Below are 22,592 nucleotides of genomic sequence, written 5' to 3' on the forward strand. Positions count from 1 at the left end.
GTTTGCATTCTATAAACCTGTTTTGTGAATTTAGGTTTTGTATATATACCACATAGTATTTTTATGATATTATCTAGAAAAAAAGGTACTAATATCAAAAAAAGTGATAAACTTGCAAACACAGACCCACAAAAATCAATCAATATAAATAATACCATATAGATGCATTAATTATGGGTGATGAGAAAATCTTAGAACCATCTGATAAAGAAAAACATAATCTTAAAAATAAGCTATCCATCTTTATTTTTTGTTTATTTTTAATATTGCCTTTATACGTGGTGATTTCTTATCAAAATAATGAATATAACAAATATTATATTCTCTTATATAGCCTCATTAGTTTTGCTATGATATTCATCTTTACTTGTCTAAGTTTAGCATTATTTGAAGCAAAATTTAGATGGAAAACTATTAAGCAAAAGATAGTTTCATTTATTGTATTAATTCTAATATATTATTTCTCGGTCTCATTTTTAGCTATAGGGACATATAGTATTTTAAATAGCTTTTTTCCTAAAACGACATGGGAAATATATCCTGAATATGGTACTTACATGATACCTTCATTTTGTTTATCAATTTTACTTTTATATCGTATATTGTATTTACTAGAACTTCATGGAAAAGAGTTTTCCTTGTTTGATTCGCTGGAATTACCTTTTGAGATAAAAATCCCAAGACAAATAAAGGAAATAAAAGATATTTTAAAAGGTTTTATCGTAGGAATATTATTAGTGTCTTTTTCTGTTGTTGCTTTTAGTAAATCTCAGATTTCAATTGTTACATCTAATATCGGTGAGTTTCATTTATTTTCACTTGTATCATCAATAATAGTTGCTTTTATAGAGTTTTCTGTACTGTTTATGATAGTTCATTTTCCATCCGCACCTTTAAAGAGCCAAAATGAAATATATCCTATAAGAGAAAATCAACGAAGCAAGTATATAAGGATACTAGATGAAAATAAAAAAGTTAGATATGCCTTTTATTTTGTATCACTTTTATTAGTTGTTGCATTACTATTTTTATCTCCAAACGAAGTCGTTGAGCAAGTACAGAATGTTACTGTTCTTGAAATCAATTTCCAAGTAATAAACAGTAATGTGTCTCATACTTCAATTAGTAATATGGGTTCTATTGTTCCTTTAGTATTTGTTAATGAAAAACAAAAACCATTGACTGAAAGGATGACTGGTCTAATGGAAAATAATTTAGGAGATATTAGTTATTCAGGCAAGGCTTTAGAAATCACCACAATTAATACTATTATGCCATTGACGCTAAAAGTACGCAATAATCTTGCGGATAAAACAATAGACATGAGTAATAGCTTAAACACATTTCCTTCAGACTATGATACTGCAATAATTTACTCTTTTTACAATACAGGATACAACAAATGTTATTCTGTCAGTACTTTTCAAGATTCTGGTACAATGGTATCTGCAAATAAAATCTTTTTTAGTTTTGATGAAGAAGATAACATTGCAGTTTTTTTAGATGCTGAGGGCACTACACTTGCAGTTTATGATTATGATGTAACAATTGTGACACTAAATCAGACTATAGGAACTGAAGTAAAAGATAATCTTGAATATGATAGAAATACAGCAAGTATTAGGCTACTACTATCTGATCCTACTGAGCTTAAAATTTTTAATACTTCAAGAACATCAAGCTTATGAATTATTTTGATTAAGATATGATTGCTATTTTGAATATATCTTTTAAGGCCACATATTAAAAAGAACAATTAATATAATTATATGTGCAATTATATGTGTATAATTTGTCAATATTTTAGGTGAGTGCATAATTTGTCTTCAAAGAAAAACGATAACATCAAAATTGATAGATATCTTGATCTAAATAGGATTTGCAACGAGCATAGAGTTTTTCATAATGATTATAGTGTGTTTGATAACTTCAAGGATGAAGATAAAGAGAATTTTCTAAATGATAACATGAAAGTGTTTTCTAAATATCTTTATCTGATAGAGGTTGCAGAGAATAGAGAATTTATGGATATGAAGATAACTTACACGTTATTTGGTGTAGCATATGAATATCTTCTAAAAATTTGTTCTTTAAAGATAAATTGGGATGCTTATCTTAGTTTGTACAGAGCTGATTCTAAAGATGAAAGTAATCGTGGAAACCGTTCATTTGAAACTGCAAAAATCTATGTATTAAAAGACTTAAAATTAAAATTATCTTCATATCAACATAAGCGTTCACGTGAAATACTTGACTTCGTACAACATCAAAGAAATCATTTTGCTCATAATCCGTTCAAAGGTATGGATCACTATGCTGTCACAAAACAGATTTATGAATTAATGGCGGTTTTAATTGTAACATATAAGTTGAAATTACCAAAAGAGACTGTTGAGTTAATAACAGAAGGCATCGCTAATAATAGAGTTCATTCAGGAATGGACTTTAAAGATGTAGAATTTCAAAAATACATGGATAACTTGAATGACTGTGCTCTAGATATTCCTCTTTTCCCTGAACGTTGGTAACAAAATAAATTCCATGATATTAAAACAAATTCTGCTTATGAATCTTAAAGATGGCAAAATGATAGTAAACAGTAATTTTACTGTTTTTCCATTTGAAGTTAACAAATCAATTTAATTCATCATCAGATGACCAGTAGGCAGCAAGGGCAGATCCTGAAATATTATGCCAGATGCTGAACAGAGCACCTGGAAGAGCCGAGAGCGCAGAAAAATACTTCACAGCAAGTGCAACGCTCAGTCCGGAATTCTGCATTCCTACTTCTATTGCTATGGTCCTGGCCTCCTTTTCATCAAGTCCCAGTTTCTTTGAAAGCAGGTACCCACTGGCAAGTCCGAATCCGTTGTGAAGAATTACTGCAACAATCACCATTTCTCCGGCAACAAGGATGCTTTCTTTGTTAAGGGCGATTATTATCGCAATGATGAAAACTATCGTGGCTACAGATAGTGCAGGGAAGGCATGCCTGAATCGTTCTATGTGTTTGTCAAAGAATGTGTTCAGGATAATTCCAAGTGCCACAGGCACAAGAACAATTTTTACGATACTCAGCATCATGCTGCCAACTGCAACAGGTACAGCCTGTCCTATGTAGATCCATGTAAGTGCAGGTGTCAGGATGAAAGCAAGCAATGTGGAAACCGATGTGAGCGTTATGGACAGTGCCACATCACCTTTTGCCAGATAGCATATCACATTCGATGCTGTTCCTCCGGGGCAGGCTCCAAGGAGTACCATTCCTGCCATGATCTCAAGGGGAAGGTCCAGTAAGTATGAAAGGATGAATGCGATAAGTGGCATCAGGATATACTGCAATGCAGTTCCAAGAACAATGACCTTCGGTCTTTTGAGCACAAGCAGGAAATCATTTGCTGAAAGGGTGATCCCCATACCGAACATCACAACTCCCAGAAGCGGGGTTATGGCACTTTTGTATGATGAGAAAATGGAAGGGTAGATGAAAGCCACAACTGAAAGCAATATGGCCCAAAGCGGGAAGAGGGAGGTGAATTTCTTTATCATTGTATCGTTCCTGAGAAATGCATCTCTTGCGAAACTTTCCGTTCAATGTGGAACTACAATATAAATAGTACGTTCCCTTATTAATTGAACCATGAGACTGGATGCATATCTTGTGGAAATGGGCCTGTTCAAGTCACGGGGAAGGGCCAAAACTGCTATTCTTAACGGAAGTGTCAGGGTCGATGGCAATGTTATCAAAAAGCCTTCCCGGGATATCAGTGCTGATTCTGATGTCGATGTGGACGAAGGACTTGATATGCCCAGAGGTTACTTCAAGCTCAAAAGGATACAGGACGAGACAGGTATGATAGCCGAGGGTGACCGTGTGCTTGATCTGGGCTCCAGCGCCGGTGGTTTTCTCATGATGGCATCTGAGGTCGCTGGATCTGTTAAGGGTGTTGAGTTCAGCAGGGATTTTGATACTGAGCTTGAAAAGGTCGTTCAGGAAAAGGATAATGTCTCGGTCATGTTCGGGGACGTGTTCAAGATACCTCTTGAGGAGATGGCACCGGAGCCTGTTGATGTTATTCTCAGTGACATGACCCTTGAACCAATGGATTCGCTGGCAGCTCTTGAAAGGGTTCTGCCGCTTCTAAAGGACAATGGGAAACTGCTCCAGGTGATCAAGATGGGAAAAGAGAAGAACAGTAAACCCATACTTGCTAAGGTAGGGTCCATGGGACTGAAGGTCCTCAATGTTCTGGATTCGGACAGGCAGGAGATCTACATCATTGCACAGAAGACCTCACAGCCCGGTTCGGACTGAGATGGAATCGTATACTACTATTATAGAATTAGAGTGAGCATGTCATACAGGATACTTGGAGAAGGTGAACCTGTCAGGTTGTTCGTGGCGGGTCTTCACGGCGAGGAATGGAAGGATACAACGGATATCCTGGAGAACATCGAAGCTCCGAAGAAGGGAACACTTGTAGTGATACCTCTTGTGGACAGTGGGGACTATGTCTCTACCCTTGATGACAGTTATTTTACTAATGTCGGTACAGCCATTATTGAAGCTGTGGAAAAGCTCAGGCCGGATGTCTATATTGAGATCCATTCATATTCTGCGGAGAACCTTGAGAAACTCACAGGTGCCGAAAGATTGCAACGCATCGGTGTACCGGCATTCAGCAGGCTTGACCACGATGTGCTTCTGGGCTCAGTGGCACCTTATATCAGAAGGAAATATTTCCCACAGGATGCACTCTGCCTGACCTTTGAGATACAGAAAGGAAATGCCCTTTCAAAAGAGTATGCAACCAGACTGATCAACCGGATGAAGGAGTTCACTTCAAGGGATGAGTTCCTCAATTGTATGCTTGAAAAATATCCAAAACAGGCTAGAAAGGCCATTGATGACTATAAGAAATTCTATGGTCTTTCAGATGATGAACTCTGATAAGATGTAATTTTGGAACCAAGAAAAGTAAAGTAGGATTGGAGGAAAAGGATAATTAAAATTGATCCATGGCAGATCACAGATCATGCCATGATAGAATGGAATACCAGCATTGCAGTAGCAAGTGCAGTCATCATTCCGGCAAATTTACTAAGATCTATGTTGTTGTTGTAGTAGTGTTCTGTCATGATTTATCATGATATACAAGCAATTAATAGTATATAACGGTTTTGCAATCTATCATGATTAATCATTTTCAAATATGTTATGTTCTTTTACTCTAAAAGGAATTCAGGTCCATCTCAAAGACCTAACGGTCTTCTAGGTCTCTTTATTAACTTATCCAGTTGGAAGAATGGTCCTGTGGATATTCAAAATGAATGTGGGAAAAAATGAATATAGAAATTAAGAACATGAAAAAGTAGGATTGGAGGAAAAGGATGACTAAAATCTCTTCATGGCAGATAAGGGATCATGCCATGAGTGAATGGAATACCAGCATTGCAGTTGCAAGGGCTGTCATCATTCCGGCAAACTTACTAAGATCAATGTTGTTGTTGTAGTAGTGTTCTGTCATGATTTATCATGATATACAAGCAATTAATAGTATATAATGATTTTGCAATCTATCATGATTAATCATTTTCAAATGTGCTATGTTCTTTTACTCTAAAAGGAATTCAGGTCCATCTCAAAGACCTAACGTTTTTCTGGGTCTCTTTGTGTTCTTATCTGGTAGAAAGAATAATTCTATGGCTATTCAGAACAGATCATAAGGAATTAATAACAGGAAAAAGTGGGATTGGAGGAAAAGAATGACTAAAATATTCTCATGGCAGATAAGGGATCATGCCATGAGTGAATGGAATACCAGCATTGCGGTTGCAAGGGCTGTCATCATTCCGGCAAACTTACTAAGATCTATGTTGTTGTTGTAGTAGTGTTCTGTCATGATTTATCATGATATACAAGCAACTAATAGTATATAATGGTTTTGCAATCTATCATGATTAATCATTTTTAATTATTCCCCAGTATATAATTAGCACTGAGGAGTGTAACAATAACATATAATTGCAACCGGCTCAGAAATCCGGTAAAAGACCTTTTTCAAGGAAATCGAATCTAATAAGATGATATTGGATAAGAAAAAAAAGAAGTGATAAAGAGGAATGTTCCTCTTTATAGCATACCTGTAGCGTCGTAGTTGTGGACGTTGTGCTCAGGCTTTACATCCATCATGGCCTGTTCTCTTGCACGGAGCATATCGTCAACACGGAGAACTACAAGTGCTGCTTCTGCAGCAGATTTGATAGCCTGTGTTTTGACTCTGAGTGGGTCAACGATGCCTTTATCCAGCATATCAACAACATCTCCGGTCTCAACATCCAGACCTGCATTCTTTACAGTTGCATGTTTTGCACGCAGATCGATGATAGTGTCAATTGTGTCGAAACCACAGTTTCCTGCAATAGCTTTTGGAAGCTCTTCGATAGCATCTGCGAAAGCAATGATAGCAAGCTGTTCACGTCCCTCTACTGATGATGCATAGTTCCTGAGTGCCATTGAGACCTCGATCTCTGATGCGCCACCGCCAGGTACGATAGTTCCATCTTCATATACGGATTTGACCACATGGAGAGCGTCATCGAATACACGCTCGATGTTGTCAGTTACATGCTCTGAACCGCCCTTGATGATGATAGTCATTGTCTTAGCATTCTTGAAGCCCTTGATGTAGGTCTTCTCTTCGTGCTCATCTTCCTGTTCAACGAGTTCTGCATATCCAAGATCGTCTGCTGTGATCTCGTTCACGTTCCTTACAAGTGCTGCGCCGGTGGAGTATGAAAGTACTTCCATATCCTCATCCTTTACACGCCTTGTAGCATACATGTTAGCTTCCTTGAAGAAGTGTAGTGCATAATCGTCTATCTTCTTTGAACAGAATACTACATTTGCTCCGGTGTCGATTATCTTCTGGATAATTGCTCTGAAGTTTGCTTTTTCCTGCTCTTTGAAGTCAAATAACTGCTCAGCACTGTCCACATGGAGCTTGGAAGTTGTGGTTGTCTTAGCAAATATTAGCTCAGTATCAATAAGAGCGATCTTCGCATTCTCTATGCGGCGTGGCATCTCATTGTGAAGTGCTTCCTTCCTAATTGAAATACCGTTGATAAGCTCGGTGTCGTGGAGAGTTCCTCCAACTTCCTTTGCTATTACAATATCCTTGTCAACGTCTACCTTTCCATCGTTCTCGATAGCATAGACCGCGTTAACACAGATCGCTGCAAGCTGTTCGCCCGCCATCTCTGATGCCTTTCCTGTTATAGAGGTGTTAGCGATCTTCTCAAGCATTTCCTTGTCTGTCCTCTCTACTGTCACAGCATAGTCATTGAGGGTCTGAAGAGCCTTTTCAGTGGCCATTGTGTAACCCTTTACAAGAACAGTTGGGTGTACACCTGTCTCAATGAGCTTCTGTGCCTTACCAAGAAGAGCACCTGCCAGAACAACTGCACTGGTAGTTCCGTCGCCTGCCATTTTCTCCTGGGTCTTTGCAACCTCGACGATCATCCTTGCGGTAGGGTGCTCGATCTCCATCTCTTCAAGGATGGTTGCACCGTCGTTGGTGAGGGTTATGTCACCCATTATGTTGACCATCATCTTGTCCATACCTTTTGGACCAAGGGTTGTTTTTACAATGCTTGCAACTGCCTGTGCAGAAGCTATGTTCATTGATAATGCATCTCTTCCTGTCGTGCGCTGTTTACTTGGATCAACGATGATTAAGGGTTGTTGCGGTTGATTGCCATATCCTGCCATGAATTCGACCTCCAATAGTATAATTACAGTAAATTATAGTAAGTAATTTTGTATATTATGAGTGAAACTAACTGTATGTGGTTCTATAAAAACATTTCGAGTCTTATCCTGTTCCACACATGCATTTATTAACACACTGCTATCATTCTCAAAGCATATAACCCATAAGGACATATGAGCAGATCATGCTTACTTTCATAGGACTTGGCCTTTTTGACGAGAATGATATCTCCCTGAAAGGACTTGAAGCTATAAAAAATGCTGATATGGTATTTGCAGAATTCTACACATCATGCCTGATGGGTAGTAATATAGAAAGACTCGAAGAGCTCTACGGTAAGAAGGTCAATGTACTTTCAAGGGAGGATGTTGAGATCTCCCCTGACTGGCTTGCCGAGGCAAAGGATAAGAATGTAGTATTCCTGACAGGTGGGGACACCATGGTATCCACCACCCACGTTGATCTTCGTCTTCGTGCAAAGGACCTTGGAATAGACACAAAGCTCATACATGGAGCTTCCATTGCTTCAGCTATCTGCGGACTCTCGGGATTGCAGAACTACAGGTTTGGGAAGTCATCCACAATACCACATCCGTATACCAGCAGTCGTGGTGTAACGGTCATCTCAGAGACCCCTTATGATACTATCAAGCTCAACAAAGAGCACAATATGCATACCACCGTTTTCCTTGATATCGACAAGGACAAAGGCTACATGACAGTGAACCAGGCACTTGAGCTTCTCCTTAAGGTAGAGGACAAGAGGGGAGAGGGTGTTATGGAGGATGCTATTGTCGTGGGAATTGCAAGGGCAGGATCTGATGTACCTGTGGTAAAAGCAGGATATGCCCATACTCTAAAAGATGAGGATCTTGGTGAACCTTTACATATATTAGTGGTTCCTGCTTCATTGCACTTCATCGAGGCAGAGGCCCTTGTCAAACTTGCCGGTGCTCCGGAGAGTATCCTTGAAGGTCTTGATGACTGAGGGAAGATATAATAACACATAATAAACATAATACCGAAGACCATGAATTTGAGGGATGAAAAATGGTAAGAGGTTCAGTAGGCGTAATTTTTGGAGAGACCGGAACCTTTGAGTTCAAAGTGATGGTTCTCGACAGTTCTAAAGTGTATAGAGGAGCATACGTCAAAGTATGGCATGATGCTTCCTCGGATGAGAAGGACCATACCTGGGTACTCGGACAGGTAATGGCGATAAAAAGATACAGTGACTCATTTTCCATAGAAGAGGCCATGAAAGGTCAGCGTACCGATAAGAGCGATGATAAGATCGTTGCAGAGATTATGATAATCGGTTCAAGGGATGAGCTCGGTATGCTCAGGGCACCTGTGATCCCGTTCAGTCCCGGAAGTCCGATATTTGCAGCAGATGAAGGGCTGACAAGGTCTGTTCTTGGACTTACCGGTAATGAGATGAGCATCGGTCTGCTGGAAGGGACCAATATCAAGGTCCAGCTCAGTGTGAACAGTCTTGTGCAGAAACACTGTAGCATACTTGCAAAGACCGGTAGTGGTAAATCATATACTGCATCGGTATTGCTCGAAGAATTGCTTGACCATAATATTCCGCTTCTTATTCTGGACCCTCACAGTGAGTACTCTTCACTGAAGGTTGAAGGCGAGGGTAGTCAAGAGGATTTTTCCCGTTTCGGTGTCAAACCAAAAGGATATGGTTCGAACATAACGGTATACACACCTGCCAACAAGGCGCTTAATCCTGATGCTGATGAACTTTTCAGATTGAACGGGATGAATTTAACGGTCAATGACCTGACAGCGATCTTCCCGGATAATTTCTCGACCACACATACCGGTATACTGTACGAGGCCATACAGAAGGTACGTACAGAGCTGGAGACATACACCATAGATGATATCATATTCGAGGTTGGTAATGATAAGAGCAAAGCAAAGTGGATCGTTATCAATGCCCTCGAACAGATAAGGGATACCAATATACTTTCACCTAATCCCACATCAATTGAGGAACTGTTCCAGAAGGGAAAGGCATCAGTTATCGATTTCAAGGGAGTTGCACCTGAGCTCCAGAGCATGATAGTGGCCAGTCTCTGTTCAAGTCTTTTCGAGTCACGTAAGCTCAACCGTATCCCGCCGGGTATGCTTGTGGTAGAGGAAGCTCACAACTATGCACCTGAAAAGGGATTCAGTAAGACCACAAGTACAGATATCCTCAGGACGATCGCATCAGAAGGAAGGAAGTTCGGTCTTGGTATGATGGTCATCTCCCAGAGACCTGCGAGGATTGACAAGAACGTGCTTTCTCAGTGTGGTACACAGGTCATTATGAAGGTCACAAACCCTAACGACCTGAAGGCTATCAGTAAGGGTCTTGAAGGTGTTACTTCCTATGTTGAGGAAGAACTTATGCGTCTGCCACCTGGTGTTGCCATGCTTGTGAGCAATGAGATAGAACGTCCGGTGCTTGTAGATATAAGGATAAGGAAATCCAAACACGGCGGTGAGTCTGTCAATGTTCTCAAGGCCGCAAGGACCGTCACACCACCTCCGCCACCAGAGATCACGTATAATGAACCTGAACCTTCCACCCCTGCTCCGGTCCGAAGGGAAATGCCACCTGTAAGTGTGCCGGTAGCTGCCAATGAAAATGCTACAATGGTCGATGTGCCTGTCATGGAAGTTCCCGGTAAGGAAAAGGACCTTGCTCCTCCTCCAAAGAGAAAACCATCAAGAGCACCCCGTAATGAGGCTGGCAATGAGGCTGGCGGTAAGTTATTCAAGAAGTTGTTCGGGCGAACAGATAATTAACTATGAGGCTGTTGAGGCATGTGTGGTTACTATGGCTGCTGACCTGAATGAAAAAGTTAAGAGATATGAGCGACTATTAAGGGAAGCTCTGGAAAAGGCAAAATTCGCCCCGATCCCTCAATCACACATGTACAAAGTTGCCGGTGACTACCACAATATGGCAAGTTCATACTATAATGATGGGTTACATTTCGTTGAATCGGATGACCCTGTGAATGCACTTGTCTGCTTCAGTTACGGTCATGCATGGCTTGATGCGGGAGCAAGACTTGGCCTGTTCGATGTTGATGACGATGTGTTATTCACGATCTAGGTCAATAAGGACGAATTTAATATTGAATTTACTTGAAAATTGAAGAAGAAATGAAGTATATATCGGAGAGATCTAATGTCAAATTATCATGTTACACTTGAAGCCGCCTGGTTGGTCAGAGACGTAAAATCAGCAGACGATGCAATAGGCGTCGCTATATCTGAGGCGGGAAAGCGCCTTAATCCTAAACTTGACTATGTCGAGGTAGATATCGGAACAACATTCTGTCCTGCATGTGAAGAACCTTTCAGCAGTGTGTTCATTGCTGCAAATACCGCTATAGTCGGTCTTGTTCTTGAGATGAAGGTATTCGATGCAGAAAGTCCTGAACACGCAGCAAGGATCGCTAAGTCAGTTATCGGCAGAGCACTTAGGGATGTACCGCTCGCAGTTGTGGATGTCGGAGAATTCGAGTAAGGACGTATCTGAGATGGACAGGACGATCACTGTTGTAGGCCATGCTGCCATAGACCTGCTCTTCGATGTTGAGAACATCGCTATCCACAATGAATCCCATCCCATAATAGACTATAACCAGTATTATGGGGGCGGAGCTGCCAATATCGCTATTGCCATTGCCATCCTTGGTGGTAATGCACAGTTGATATCTGCAGTTGGCGGAGACTTTGCATCATCAGGCTATGAGGCAGAACTTGAGAAGCACAGTGTTGACCTTTCCCTTTTATACCGTTTCCCTGAGGAAAAGAGCACAAGAGCTTTTGTGTTCACTGACAGGGACCACCATCAGAGCACGTATTTCCATTGGGGAGCATCCATAAAGCTCAAAGAACTGGAACCACCTGAAGTTGACTTTGTTCATCTTGCAACATCTGATTCCACATACAATGCAAGGATCGCTAAAAAAGCAGGCTTTGTTTCCTTTGATCCGGGACAGGATCTTGTCACTTATTCAAAGGAGAATCTCGAAAGCATCCTTGAGAACACCAATATCCTTTTCACTAACAAGCATGAGATCCAGCGTGTCTGCGATATGACAGGCAGGTCACTTGAGGACATTCTTGCTATGATCGAGACCGTTGTTGTGACCTATGATGCCAGTGGCAGTAAGATCTACAATGGAGGAACTGAGGTCACTATACCTGTAGTTCCTGTAAAGGCTCTTGATCCTACTGGTGCAGGAGATGCTTACAGAGCAGGTTTCCTGCTTGCATACACTCGTGGATACCCACTGGAAGCATGTGGCAGGATCGGTTCAACAGTAGCTTCTTTTGCAGTTCAGAACATAGGTTGTCAGACAGACCTTCCAACATGGGATGTCATGAAGGCAAGATATGAAGAGAACTTTGGTACATTTCCTGAAATTGAGTGATCCCTTCCAGGGATACCCTTCTTTTTTATAAGATCCAATTTTAGTATTTGCTATTCTGCGGCGATATTATATATTATAGATATCAAAGACTTTTTATATACATAGCATTATATAATAATCGATGATGGAACTTGGATCAGTTGCTGACAATACAGGAACAACAAATTCAGATGATGTGTCTGGTAACAATGTTGATAAAAGGTCCGTATTTTCCTCTCTGGTCGACAGCATCAAGGCAGGCATTCATTTTATTCGATATCCACGTACCAGTCTTCCTGTCTACGACCCTGAAGAGCATGGAACACTTGTAGAATTCGAGATCCCTGAAGGTTTTACCGAAGTAGAGCGATACTGGGTAAATGAGCCTTATTCTTTTGTTTCTATCATTGAAAGAGGTAATATCTATAGATATTATGTAGTGGAACCCACACTAACAGCTTATGAGAAAGATATTCTTGAAAGGGTGTATGATGATTTGCAGGATATCCTGAGCCTTGGTGGTGTAAATTCCCGAAAGGGTAAAGAAACAGTGCTTATGGAAAATGCACTGATACTTTTCAACAGATACCATGCCAGTCTGGGTATGCCCTCTACTTTTCGTATCCTTTACTATCTGAAACGTAATTTTCTGGGTTTTGACCGTATCAATTCTCTCATGCTCGACCCTAACATAGAGGATATCTCCTGTGATGGTATCGGTATACCCATCTTCATGTATCATAACAGGTACAGGAACATCAAGACAAATGTGTCCTTCAAGGAAGAGGAACTCAATTCTCTTGTAATAAAGCTCTGCCAGAAAAGTGGAAAACACATATCTGTGAGTGAGCCAATGGTCGATGCGACCCTGCCGGAAGGTTCCCGTTTGCAGGCAACCCTGGGTAAGGAAATAACCACAAGAGGAAGTTCTTTTACCATCAGGAAGTTCAGGGGTGACCCTATAACTCCGATCGATCTTATCAATTATAATACTTGTAACGTTGAGATGATGGCATATTTCTGGCTTGCCATCGAGAATGGGGATTGTGCCATCTTTGCAGGTGGTACTGCATCTGGTAAGACCTCATTGCTCAACGCTGTCTCACTTTTCATCCCGCCTCTTTCCAAAGTGGTCTCCATAGAGGATACAAGGGAATTGACCCTTCATCATGATAACTGGATAGCCGGTGTTACCCGTAAGCCATTGAACATAGCTAATGCAGGTGAGGTTTCAATGTACGATCTGCTTCGCTCTGCACTCAGGCAAAGACCTGAATACATACTTGTAGGTGAGATCAGGGGTGAAGAGGCACTTACGCTTTTCCAGGCCATATCAACTGGTCATGCAACCTACTCCACCATGCATGCCGGTGATGTGCAGACCGTTGTTAACAGGCTTGACAGTCCTCCTCTGAATGTTCCTCATGTGATGCTACAATCCCTGGATATACTCAGCATACAGATACAGACCTTCGTGAACAATGAAAGAGTACGCAGGACACAGAGTCTTGTGGAGTTCACAGGAATAGATACAAAGACCGGATATATACGCATAAATGAGCTATACAGATGGGACCCGGTAACTGATACTTTCATCAGCAACGGTGATTCGTATACTCTCAATAAGATCATGGTAGCAAGGGGTTGGGACAGGGGCAGATTATCAGAAGAACTTGATAACAGGGCCCGTATACTTGCTTATCTCCGTGACAATGGTATCAGGGACTATGTGCGTATATCGCTTGTTGTACAGGCATATGATGCCAATCCGGAAAATGTCCTCGAAGCTATCGGGAACGATACACTGGTATCGCTGCTCGAGCAGAATTTGTAGGTGCCTGTATGGATATCATTGATTCTGTATCATATCTTATCTTCGGAAAATATGTCCGCAAACATATTCATCGTTATGATTACCAGAGGGCATTGATCCGTAAGGCGGGAATGGGTATACTCATTGAGCAGTATATTGCCCAGATCTATCTGTTATCATCTTTAATGGCTTTACTTGCAGGGTTTGCAGGTCTTCTGACCGGATACTTCTTCCTGGGAGATGTCACTCCTGAAGTCCTTGGTCTTGAAAATACATATCCTGTGATACTTTCGAATTTCCATTTCTTCATCAGTATTGTTGTTGCTGTTATGTGTTCTCTGGTAGTATCTTATCTTACCTATTTCATATTCATATCCATACCTGAGGTACAGGCCAATGTACGAAGTACTCTCATAAATCAATCACTACCACATACAACTGCCTATCTCTATGCGATGAGCAGAGGTGGTGGAATGAACCTTCTGGATATTATGAAGTCCCTGTCTGAGAACTACTATATCTACGGTGCATCTGCTGAAGAGGTAGGGTTCATAGTAAAGGACATGGAGTATTATGGCACTGATCTTCTGGATGCATTCGACAGGGCAGGGCAGCGTACATCATCCAAGAAGTTCAAGGACTTTCTCGATGGTATGACCTCCGTTGTGACCAGTGGTGGAGACATCACTTCATATTTAAAGGCAAAGAATGACCAGTATCGTTTGACAGCCACTAAGGAACAGAAGATCTTCTTTGAGACCCTTGGAGTTCTCGCAGAAGTGTATATCTCTGCTTTTGTGGCAGGTCCTCTTTTCCTTATCACTATACTTGTAGTACTGGGTCTTGTAAATCCGAACTCTGCCAGTATCCTTGATTTTATTGTCTATATCGTTATTCCTATAGGTACTGTGTTCTTCCTCATTCTCCTTAATTCACTAGCTAATGATAATCCCAAGGTTCCAGATTATTACACCGTGGAGAAAAAACTAGATGTTTTCTCAGAGGTACCTCTAAAAGAGGGTGATGAAGATGAAGAACAAAAAAGGAAGATGATCAGATATTACATGCTCTTTGTAAAGACAATGGATAAAGTTATGCATCCGTTGAGCTTCTTTACAAGTAAGCCATCATATGTCTTCTTTATCACTGTGCCTCTTGCTTCTATATACGCTTTTTTCACTGTGAGCGAATATGTGCGGATCGCCAATATAATCTACTTCAGGAATTTCAATACTCTAACAGCGAGTATCGTAGATGATCACATATTCATTGCCATACTCATCCTGTTGATACCTTTTGTTATATTTGATGAGCTTCGTACATATCGTATCAAGCAGATAGAGTCAAGTATCCCTGATTTCCTCAACAATCTGGCAAGTATCAATGAAGCAGGTATCCTTCTTGTCGATGCTATAATCATGAGCATGCAGTTGAAGATAGGTGTTCTTCATTCAGAGGTAAGGCGGCTTGTTAATGACATATCATGGGGTACAAAACTTGATGATGCATTGAAGAAGTTCGAATATCGCATCCGAACTGATATGACAAGACGTATAATTACACTTATTATCAAGGCCAATGAGGCAACCAGTGACATTAAGACCGTTCTGACAATAGCAGCACACGATGCTGATATGCAGAGGCAGCTCAAAAAGGAACGTAATGCAGAGATGTTCGTTTACGTTTTCATCATCTATATAGCATTCATGGTGTTCCTGTTCATTGTTTACATACTTGCAGCTTATTTCCTTCCGGCTATGCCTGCATCTACCGAGAATGCCATGGCCGGAGCATCTCTTATAATTGATTTCGATCTCGAGAAATATACTTTGTTATTCTTCCATGCTGCTATGATCCAGGGATTCTGTTCAGGCCTTGTTGCAGGTAAGATGGGCAGCGGTACTATCCAGTCAGGGCTCAAACATTCTATTATGATGATGTCAATATCTTATATTATATTCACAGTACTTATCTGAGGCCAACATATGAGAACACAGAAAAGGGAGAATATCATGGAAATAAAAAGAATGGGCAATTGTGACAGTGCCATTTCCAGTGTGGTATCAGCTGTGCTTCTTCTTGGTATCGTTGTATCTTTGATCACTGTTGTGAATGTACAATATGTTCCTGAATGGAAGACCACTGCTGAACAGGTGCATATGGATGATGTTTTCTATGATATGGCTGAGATGAAGAACGAGGTTGACATATTATCGGCATATTCTCTGACAGAACCTTCAACAACCCTTGCAGTGAGTGTACCTGTCAAAATGGGCGGTGGATCCATCCCAATTTTCGCATCAGGTAAGTCCAGTGGCAGGCTGGCGATAAATGATGAGGACTTTGATATGAGCATAGTAGCGATGACACCGGGTCTATACTATAATAGTGATCCTTTGCTGCTGGACCTTGGTACTATCACTTATGTATCCAATAACAATTATTTTGTGGACCAGGTATTTACATATGAGAATGGTGCTCTTATTGTTTCCCAAAATGATAATTCACTGATGAGACTTGAACCACAGATGTCTATGAAAAGGACGGAAAATGGTACCAATATCACGATGTATGTCAATGCACTGGATATCAATGGTCCTACTAGAAGTATCAGCAGTAGTTCTGTTGAAGAACTTAATTTCAGGACAAATGGTTCCGATTCCCTTTACTGGGAGGGCCTGCTATTCTCAGATATGACTATGACCCTGAGAACATCACATCCGTCCTCATGGGTAACTTTCTTTGAGACAATGACAGATGATTCCGGGATCGATGCTGCGGACTATTCAATAAGTTACAATGATTCTGTGGTGGTCTTCTTCCTGGAAGGTGATGCAGGAGAGGATATTAAGCTCAATGTGACAAAATCCATCTTTGATGTGAACCTGAACCTTCTGACATGAAAATGTTCTTTTTAATCAGGTCACATTGTTCATTTTTAGTATTCGTTCTGATATCGTTCAATACTTAACTTAATCAGTGATCAAGGCAAATCTTCTATTGGGTGCCATTTATGATCAGAGAGGCGATGCTTTATGACAGGCTTGAAGGTGGAAAGGTCCAGTGTAGACTTTGTAGTCACAGGTGCAGGATATCTCTGGGTAAGAGGGGATTATGTGCTGTGAGGGAGAACAGGGAAGGGGTCCTGTATACCCTGAACTATAATGTTGTATCCAGTGAGGCTGTAGACCCGATCGAGAAGAAGCCGCTCTTCCATTTCCGTCCGGGCTCGCTTGCCTATTCCCTTGGGACGATCGGTTGTAATTTCAGGTGCAAGCATTGCCAGAACTGGACGATATCACAGATAGATATAGATGAGTCCAATGCTATCGAGATGAGTCCCGAGGTGGCTGTTGAAAGAGCTCTGGCCTCCGGGGCCGAGGTTATCGCATGGACGTATAATGAGCCTACTATATGGTTCGAGTATACCTATGACTGTGCAAAGCTGGCAAAGGAAGCCGGACTTGGGACCGTGTATGTAACGAATGGATATATCACAAGGGAAGGACTGGAGATGATAGCTCCGTATCTTGATGCTTTCAGGGTGGATATCAAGGCATTCACGGAGAAGTTCTATCATGATATCGCAGGTGCGAAGCTGGCACCTGTCCTTGAGTCTGCAAAGCTTGCAAGGGAACTTGGAATGCATGTTGAGGTCATCAACCTTATCATTCCGACACTCAATGACTCGCCTGATGAGATTAGGGAGATGTGTGTATGGATACGTGAGAACCTTGGTCGTGAGACTCCAGTTCATTTCACTCGCTTCCATCCATATTATAAGTTGCAGAACCTCCCATCCACACCGCTGGTAACTCTTGAAAGGGCATATGATATTGCAAGGGAGGAAGACCTGCAATATGTCTATGTTGGTAATGTACCGGGAACCGAGTATGAGAATACCTTTTGTCCTCAATGTGGAGAATTGCTTATAAAGAGGGGAATGTTCAGTGTTGAGCTTAACAGGATGACCGATGAGCGCACTTGCCCACGTTGCGGCAGGCAAATTGCCATTGTGACCGGGCATTGAGGCATTTATTCATCACCCCTAGCAGCAAACTTCTTTTATATTTATTTTATTATGTAACTACTATAGGTTACCTTTATCTACGTTAGGTCCGTTTCAACCCCTTTGTTTCTACTGGAACATATACATTTAACCATATATTATAATCATCATTATGATGACTCCATTTTGAAGGCCTAAAAATGAGGAAAAATGGGGTAAAATGCCCGTGCAATCAAAAGGTTTAAAAGCAATAACTGCATTAGAGGAATTCGCGCCTAAGCGCCTTGCTGAGAGCCGCAATAACTCAGTTGGTAGAGTGTCTGGCTGTTAACCAGAATGTCACAGGTTCGAGCCCTGTTTGCGGCGCTTCATACTCTTCTCGTATTGGGCCTGTAGCTTAGCCAGGTTAGAGCGCTCGGCTCATAACCGAGCGGCCACCGGTTCGAATCCGGTTAGGCCCACTTAAAAACTTTCAATAGTCCTAGTATGGCTGTATTTTTTGAGCGATTTTCTAGGATGATTTGTCTCTTTATTTCTATCCTTTTGTGGGCAACTCTAAATAGTGAATATTTTTATTCAAAATCAATGTTTGTTATTAACAAATAGTTAGTAGCTTTTTTACTTTTCTTCTTAGTAAGTATCTCTATATTTATGTTAAATATTTATATTTTAATATCTTGTTATCTCCTAGAAAACTTTAAGGGATTTATAGGGATTAGAATGAAATCAAAAGAAAAAATAGAATGGGAGCTTACAATATTAAAACGCAAAAGACCCTTATTTGTCGATTTAAAAAGGAAAACATCCGGGTCTTGCATATCTTTTAATGATTTTGTCATAGAAGGAAGGATTATTGCATTAGAATGGGTATTAGGTTCTCCTTCTTTTGAAACTAAGCATAGGATGGATACTACTGATTGGATACTAACTGAAATAGATCTCTGTAACTTTGTTAGTAAAGGAATGAGATCAACAAAGGAAGTTTACAGAGAAATATCCAAAGTAAAGAAAAATCTCGGTCCTTATAAAACAGTATTAAATGATGAAATGACTGCATTTGAAAGAATAAATGCTAAAATGGTTCCATATGGTGATCAACCTATTGCCTATATTATGATAGGGATGAAAATTGCACTTGATTGGGTGGTACTATCTCCATTTAAGGAATCAAAGGACAGGGCAAAGCGTAATAGAAATACACCCAGAACAGCAGGTAGCTATCCAATGAGGGAATGTTACATCAAACCAAGAAGGTGAATCTCTCTCTTATACTTGAAAACAGACAGATTTTCATTCACGGATTAGAAAAAATCATATGACAAAATCAAAAGAACTTAATTGTATCAACTATATTAATAATTAAAAGCTGATGTTTTCTAATTAAACTAGTAGATGGGATGAAAGTGAAATTGAAGATTTGACTTTTAATAAGGAGAGATAAGATTGGGTGAAGCAAAATTAAATTCCAGGCAATTAGATGCAGTTTCATATACAACAGGACCATTACTTATTTTGGCAGGTCCGGGTTCGGGAAAGACTTTCACAATCACCGAAAAGGTCGTACAATTAATAGAAAAAGGTCTGGTTCCTGAAAGGATACTTGCATTGACCTTCTCTGAAAAAGCTGCTGGAGAAATGGAGGAAAGGATTGAGAATATAATTGGTACTGGAAGCAGCATCAATGTATCCACATTTCACTCATTTTGTAACAATCTTATCAAAGAATTCTCCTTTGATTTAGGTACAAATTCTAATGCAAAGATCATCTCTAAAGAACATGCAAATGTATGGGGGATAGAAAATGTGGATTCCTTCGGATTTGAAACTATTATTATCCCTCCTACTCCTTATGACCTTATAGACAGCCTGCTTGAAGGTGTTTCTCAATTCCAGGATCATCTCATCCTGCCTTCGGCTGTTCATGATTATGTTGATGCTCATTTAGCTTCAGGTACAGAACTTGATGAAGAGAAAGTCGATATTCTTCTGAAATTAAGGGATTTTGCTAGATTCTATGATCAATACCAGCAATATAAGCATAACAATAGCTTCCTTGATTATGGTGACATGATCTCAAAGACATGTCTACTACTAGAGTCTAATGATGTTGTCAGAAATAAGGTAAAAAGCAACTATGATTACATTCTTGTAGATGAATTCCAGGACACAAACTATTCTCAGCTATATCTGGTCAGTCTACTAGCAGACGGTAATAACTTGACATGCGTGGCTGATGATGATCAGTGTATTTACAGATTCCGTGGTGCCTACCTTTCCAATATCAAACAGTTACAGGAGTATTATCCTGAACTTAATAAGATAGCTCTTGAAATGAATTATCGCTCCAGTTCTCAGATAGTTGATCTTTCAAGAGAACTAATTGGTTTAAATCCAGAAAGGGAAGCAAAGGAAATTGTTTCACATAATGGTGATGGTTCAAATGTCAAGGTTGTAAAGGCACCAGATGATGTAAGTGAAGCCGAGTGGGTAGCATCAGAGATCAACCAATTTGTCAATGAACAGGGATTGGAACCTAAAGACATTTACATACTGACAAGGAAACGTGCTGACGGTAAAAAATTCAGTGATGCACTCCATAAGTACCTCATACCTTCAGAATATGTTGGCTCATTGCAGTTGAATCAATTCCCTATAGTTCAGGAAGCAATTGCCTATATGCGAGTGGTGGCAGACCCATTTAATAATGGTGTTGCCTTTGCAAAGATATTTGGCAGAGAAGGCTTAAGTGAACATAATCTTCAGAAGATTAATACGCTCGCACGCAAGTTAACTAAAGAAGAGGATAGCCAGGGTGATGGAATCTATTCTGTTCTGTTACATCATCTTGAAGAAGCTGGTATTACCCAGGAACCTCTTGTAAGATCCATTATTACAAGACTTGATGAGCTTACTAAATTTAAGAAAAATCATCTACCTTCTGACACTGTCAAATACCTGCTTACAGATATGACAGATATTTATCGGTCACAACTAAAAGAGGACACTGTTCAATCCAGAAAGAATATCAAAATCCTTAATTCTCTAGTGTCCATGGTCGAAGATCTTGAACTTATCAATGGTGGTTCTGAGTTTGAGATGGTCATTGAACATTTAGACCTTGTTTTTAATCTTGAAATTGAAGATGGAGAGTCCAGTGATGACAATTCTGTCAAGATAATGACGATACACCAGTCAAAAGGTAAGGAAGCAAAGGTTGTTTTTGTATGTGATATGGCTGCAAGGCATCTTCCACTTCAGCTCACACGTAAGAAGTTTACTGTTCCTACTGAGCTGGCAAAGGGTGTGCAAAGAGATGCTAATGACAAAACCTTGCACCTTGAAGAGGAACGAAGGCTTGCATATGTGGCAATGACAAGGGCAAAGGAACAACTTTACCTTGTATTTCCTGAGAGGTATACAGGTAATAAGCGTGGTGTGAAACCAAGCGAGTTCCTTGAGGATATTGGATATATGGACAATCCACTTGTGACTTTCATTGAAGCTCCCTACTATGAGGAGAACTGCGATGTCGTTGAGGATTCTACATTGAAAAGGAAAAAGGACGAACTTGAACGCCTTGTAAGAACATATACTTGTCAGGGACAGATAAAACAGGCTATTGAGTCTTTGATTATGCTTGCTCAGATCAGGGAACTTGAGTCAAATGGTAACCTTCAAGCTTTTGATGCTTCAGAGCTTCTGCGTTTAAATCCAGTTCCTTCAGGCGAATTGGAATTAATGGTTGATGGCAAGTTACCTCCATTGGTTAAAGATGATATGCGTTTTTCTGCATCAGCTATTAAGATGTATGAAGACTGTCCGCTTAAGTTCAAGTATAGTTATGTGCTCAAAATACCAACACCACAAAAGACCTTCTTCCAGGTAGGTACGGATGTTCATGCAGTTTATGAGCAAATGTCCAGGTTGATGATGCAGGGAGAAAGCCCTGATATTTCTGTAGCGAGAGGACTACTTAAGTCTATATGGGATCCTTCTGGTTTTGATTCTGAAACACAGGAACATCAGGAACATGACAAAATGCAAAAGATGCTTGATTTCTGGATGTATTTTGAAAGTACTAATCCCAATGAGACGATTGAAGTCGAGAAATGGTTCGATTTGAGTCTTGATGGTGCTAAGTTTGGAGGTTCCATTGACCGTTTAGATGTGACACCTGATGGGGATTATATTGTCATCGATTACAAGACAAATAAGACTCCTTATTCCAGGAATAAGTTGCTTGATGATGTCCAGATAGCTCTTTATTGCACTGCTGTAAGGGAAATGTATGGTAAGTTACCAGTGAAGGCAGGTCATATGTATGTGAATCCTGGTGTTGCAGAGATGAGATTAATTGATGTGAGCGAGGAGGGTGTTGGGGTTGTTGTTGATAGAATTAAGGATATTGTAGGTCGGATACTGGAAGAAGACTTTGAAGTGAAGGAGAAGCCGAATTGTCGGTTCTGTGATTATAAGGGAATATGTGGTTATTAGAATGGTATTACCAGGATAATATTTTATTTTAAGAATATTATAGAAGGGACTGTATAGTAAAACCGCTAGTT

General features: G+C 40.3%; 17 protein-coding genes and 2 tRNA genes. 17 read left to right on the top strand and 2 right to left on the bottom strand.

Annotated features, from left to right (window positions below):
- The first annotated feature begins 173 nt into the window (after positions 1 to 173).
- Both BM008_RS01750 and BM008_RS01755 read left to right on the top strand, forming a co-directional pair.
- The gene (locus BM008_RS01750) at positions 174 to 1,688 is read left to right on the top strand and encodes a hypothetical protein (protein ID WP_091932349.1); all 1,515 of its coding nucleotides are present in this window, start codon (positions 174 to 176) and stop codon (positions 1,686 to 1,688) included.
- A 132-nt stretch (positions 1,689 to 1,820) separates the two neighbouring features.
- Complete coding sequence (locus tag BM008_RS01755) at positions 1,821 to 2,528, top strand: hypothetical protein (RefSeq protein WP_091932356.1); 708 nt, start codon at positions 1,821 to 1,823, stop codon at positions 2,526 to 2,528.
- Between the two features lie 106 nt (positions 2,529 to 2,634).
- Here BM008_RS01755 and BM008_RS01760 read toward each other — a convergent pair whose 3' ends face one another.
- Positions 2,635 to 3,549, bottom strand: coding sequence for a bile acid:sodium symporter family protein (locus BM008_RS01760; protein WP_091932358.1), 915 nt, complete (start codon positions 3,547 to 3,549; stop codon positions 2,635 to 2,637).
- A 91-nt stretch (positions 3,550 to 3,640) separates the two neighbouring features.
- Here BM008_RS01760 and BM008_RS01765 point away from each other — a divergent pair, with 91 nt between their 5' ends.
- Positions 3,641 to 4,315 (top strand): SAM-dependent methyltransferase, encoded by a 675-nt coding sequence (locus tag BM008_RS01765; RefSeq protein ID WP_091932363.1) that lies wholly within the window; start codon positions 3,641 to 3,643, stop codon positions 4,313 to 4,315.
- A gap of 39 nt (positions 4,316 to 4,354) precedes the next feature.
- Complete coding sequence (locus BM008_RS01770) at positions 4,355 to 4,951, top strand: DUF2119 domain-containing protein (RefSeq protein WP_091932367.1); 597 nt, start codon at positions 4,355 to 4,357, stop codon at positions 4,949 to 4,951.
- Positions 4,952 to 6,133: 1,182 nt separating this feature from the next.
- Here the strand turns inward: BM008_RS01770 and thsA are convergent.
- The gene (thsA, locus tag BM008_RS01775) at positions 6,134 to 7,771 is read right to left on the bottom strand and encodes a thermosome subunit alpha (RefSeq protein ID WP_091932369.1); all 1,638 of its coding nucleotides are present in this window, start codon (positions 7,769 to 7,771) and stop codon (positions 6,134 to 6,136) included.
- Positions 7,772 to 7,956: 185 nt separating this feature from the next.
- Between thsA and dph5 the strand changes: the two genes are divergently transcribed.
- The 13 genes from dph5 to BM008_RS01840 all read left to right on the top strand — a co-directional run bounded on the left by dph5 (position 7,957) and on the right by BM008_RS01840 (position 22,521).
- Entirely contained in the window at positions 7,957 to 8,760 is an 804-nt protein-coding gene (gene dph5, locus BM008_RS01780) for a diphthine synthase (RefSeq protein WP_091932370.1), read from the top strand.
- 62 nt (positions 8,761 to 8,822) lie between these two features.
- Complete coding sequence (locus BM008_RS01785) at positions 8,823 to 10,583, top strand: ATP-binding protein (RefSeq protein WP_091932373.1); 1,761 nt, start codon at positions 8,823 to 8,825, stop codon at positions 10,581 to 10,583.
- Positions 10,584 to 10,614: 31 nt separating this feature from the next.
- Positions 10,615 to 10,896 carry a DUF357 domain-containing protein gene (locus BM008_RS01790; RefSeq protein ID WP_091932376.1) on the top strand — a complete coding sequence of 94 codons (282 nt, stop codon included), beginning with the start codon at positions 10,615 to 10,617 and terminating at the stop codon, positions 10,894 to 10,896.
- A gap of 75 nt (positions 10,897 to 10,971) precedes the next feature.
- On the top strand, positions 10,972 to 11,313 hold the full coding sequence (locus BM008_RS01795) for a DUF555 domain-containing protein (protein WP_091932379.1): 342 nt from the start codon (positions 10,972 to 10,974) through the stop codon (positions 11,311 to 11,313).
- A 13-nt stretch (positions 11,314 to 11,326) separates the two neighbouring features.
- Positions 11,327 to 12,226, top strand: coding sequence for a carbohydrate kinase family protein (locus tag BM008_RS01800; protein WP_091934080.1), 900 nt, complete (start codon positions 11,327 to 11,329; stop codon positions 12,224 to 12,226).
- A 121-nt stretch (positions 12,227 to 12,347) separates the two neighbouring features.
- Positions 12,348 to 14,039 carry a type II/IV secretion system ATPase subunit gene (locus BM008_RS01805; protein ID WP_091932380.1) on the top strand — a complete coding sequence of 564 codons (1,692 nt, stop codon included), beginning with the start codon at positions 12,348 to 12,350 and terminating at the stop codon, positions 14,037 to 14,039.
- Between the two features lie 8 nt (positions 14,040 to 14,047).
- A complete protein-coding gene (locus BM008_RS01810) occupies positions 14,048 to 15,994 on the top strand; it encodes a type II secretion system F family protein (RefSeq protein ID WP_091932382.1) in 1,947 nt (648 codons plus the stop codon).
- A gap of 36 nt (positions 15,995 to 16,030) precedes the next feature.
- Positions 16,031 to 16,921, top strand: a complete 891-nt coding sequence (locus tag BM008_RS01815) for a DUF7289 family protein (protein ID WP_143072237.1) — start codon at positions 16,031 to 16,033, stop codon at positions 16,919 to 16,921.
- Positions 16,922 to 17,031: 110 nt separating this feature from the next.
- The gene (amrS, locus tag BM008_RS01820; RefSeq protein ID WP_091932386.1) at positions 17,032 to 18,048 is read left to right on the top strand and encodes an AmmeMemoRadiSam system radical SAM enzyme; all 1,017 of its coding nucleotides are present in this window, start codon (positions 17,032 to 17,034) and stop codon (positions 18,046 to 18,048) included.
- A gap of 272 nt (positions 18,049 to 18,320) precedes the next feature.
- A tRNA-Asn gene (locus tag BM008_RS01825) sits at positions 18,321 to 18,393 on the top strand.
- Between the two features lie 20 nt (positions 18,394 to 18,413).
- Positions 18,414 to 18,488: transfer RNA gene (locus BM008_RS01830), tRNA-Ile, on the top strand.
- Positions 18,489 to 18,747: 259 nt separating this feature from the next.
- Positions 18,748 to 19,284, top strand: coding sequence for a hypothetical protein (locus BM008_RS01835; RefSeq protein ID WP_091932388.1), 537 nt, complete (start codon positions 18,748 to 18,750; stop codon positions 19,282 to 19,284).
- Positions 19,285 to 19,470: 186 nt separating this feature from the next.
- A complete protein-coding gene (locus tag BM008_RS01840; RefSeq protein WP_091932389.1) occupies positions 19,471 to 22,521 on the top strand; it encodes an ATP-dependent helicase in 3,051 nt (1,016 codons plus the stop codon).
- Positions 22,522 to 22,592 lie beyond the last annotated feature (71 nt).

The sequence above is a fragment of the Methanolobus profundi genome (assembly GCF_900114835.1).
GTDB classification, from domain to species: Archaea; Halobacteriota; Methanosarcinia; order Methanosarcinales; family Methanosarcinaceae; genus Methanolobus; species Methanolobus profundi.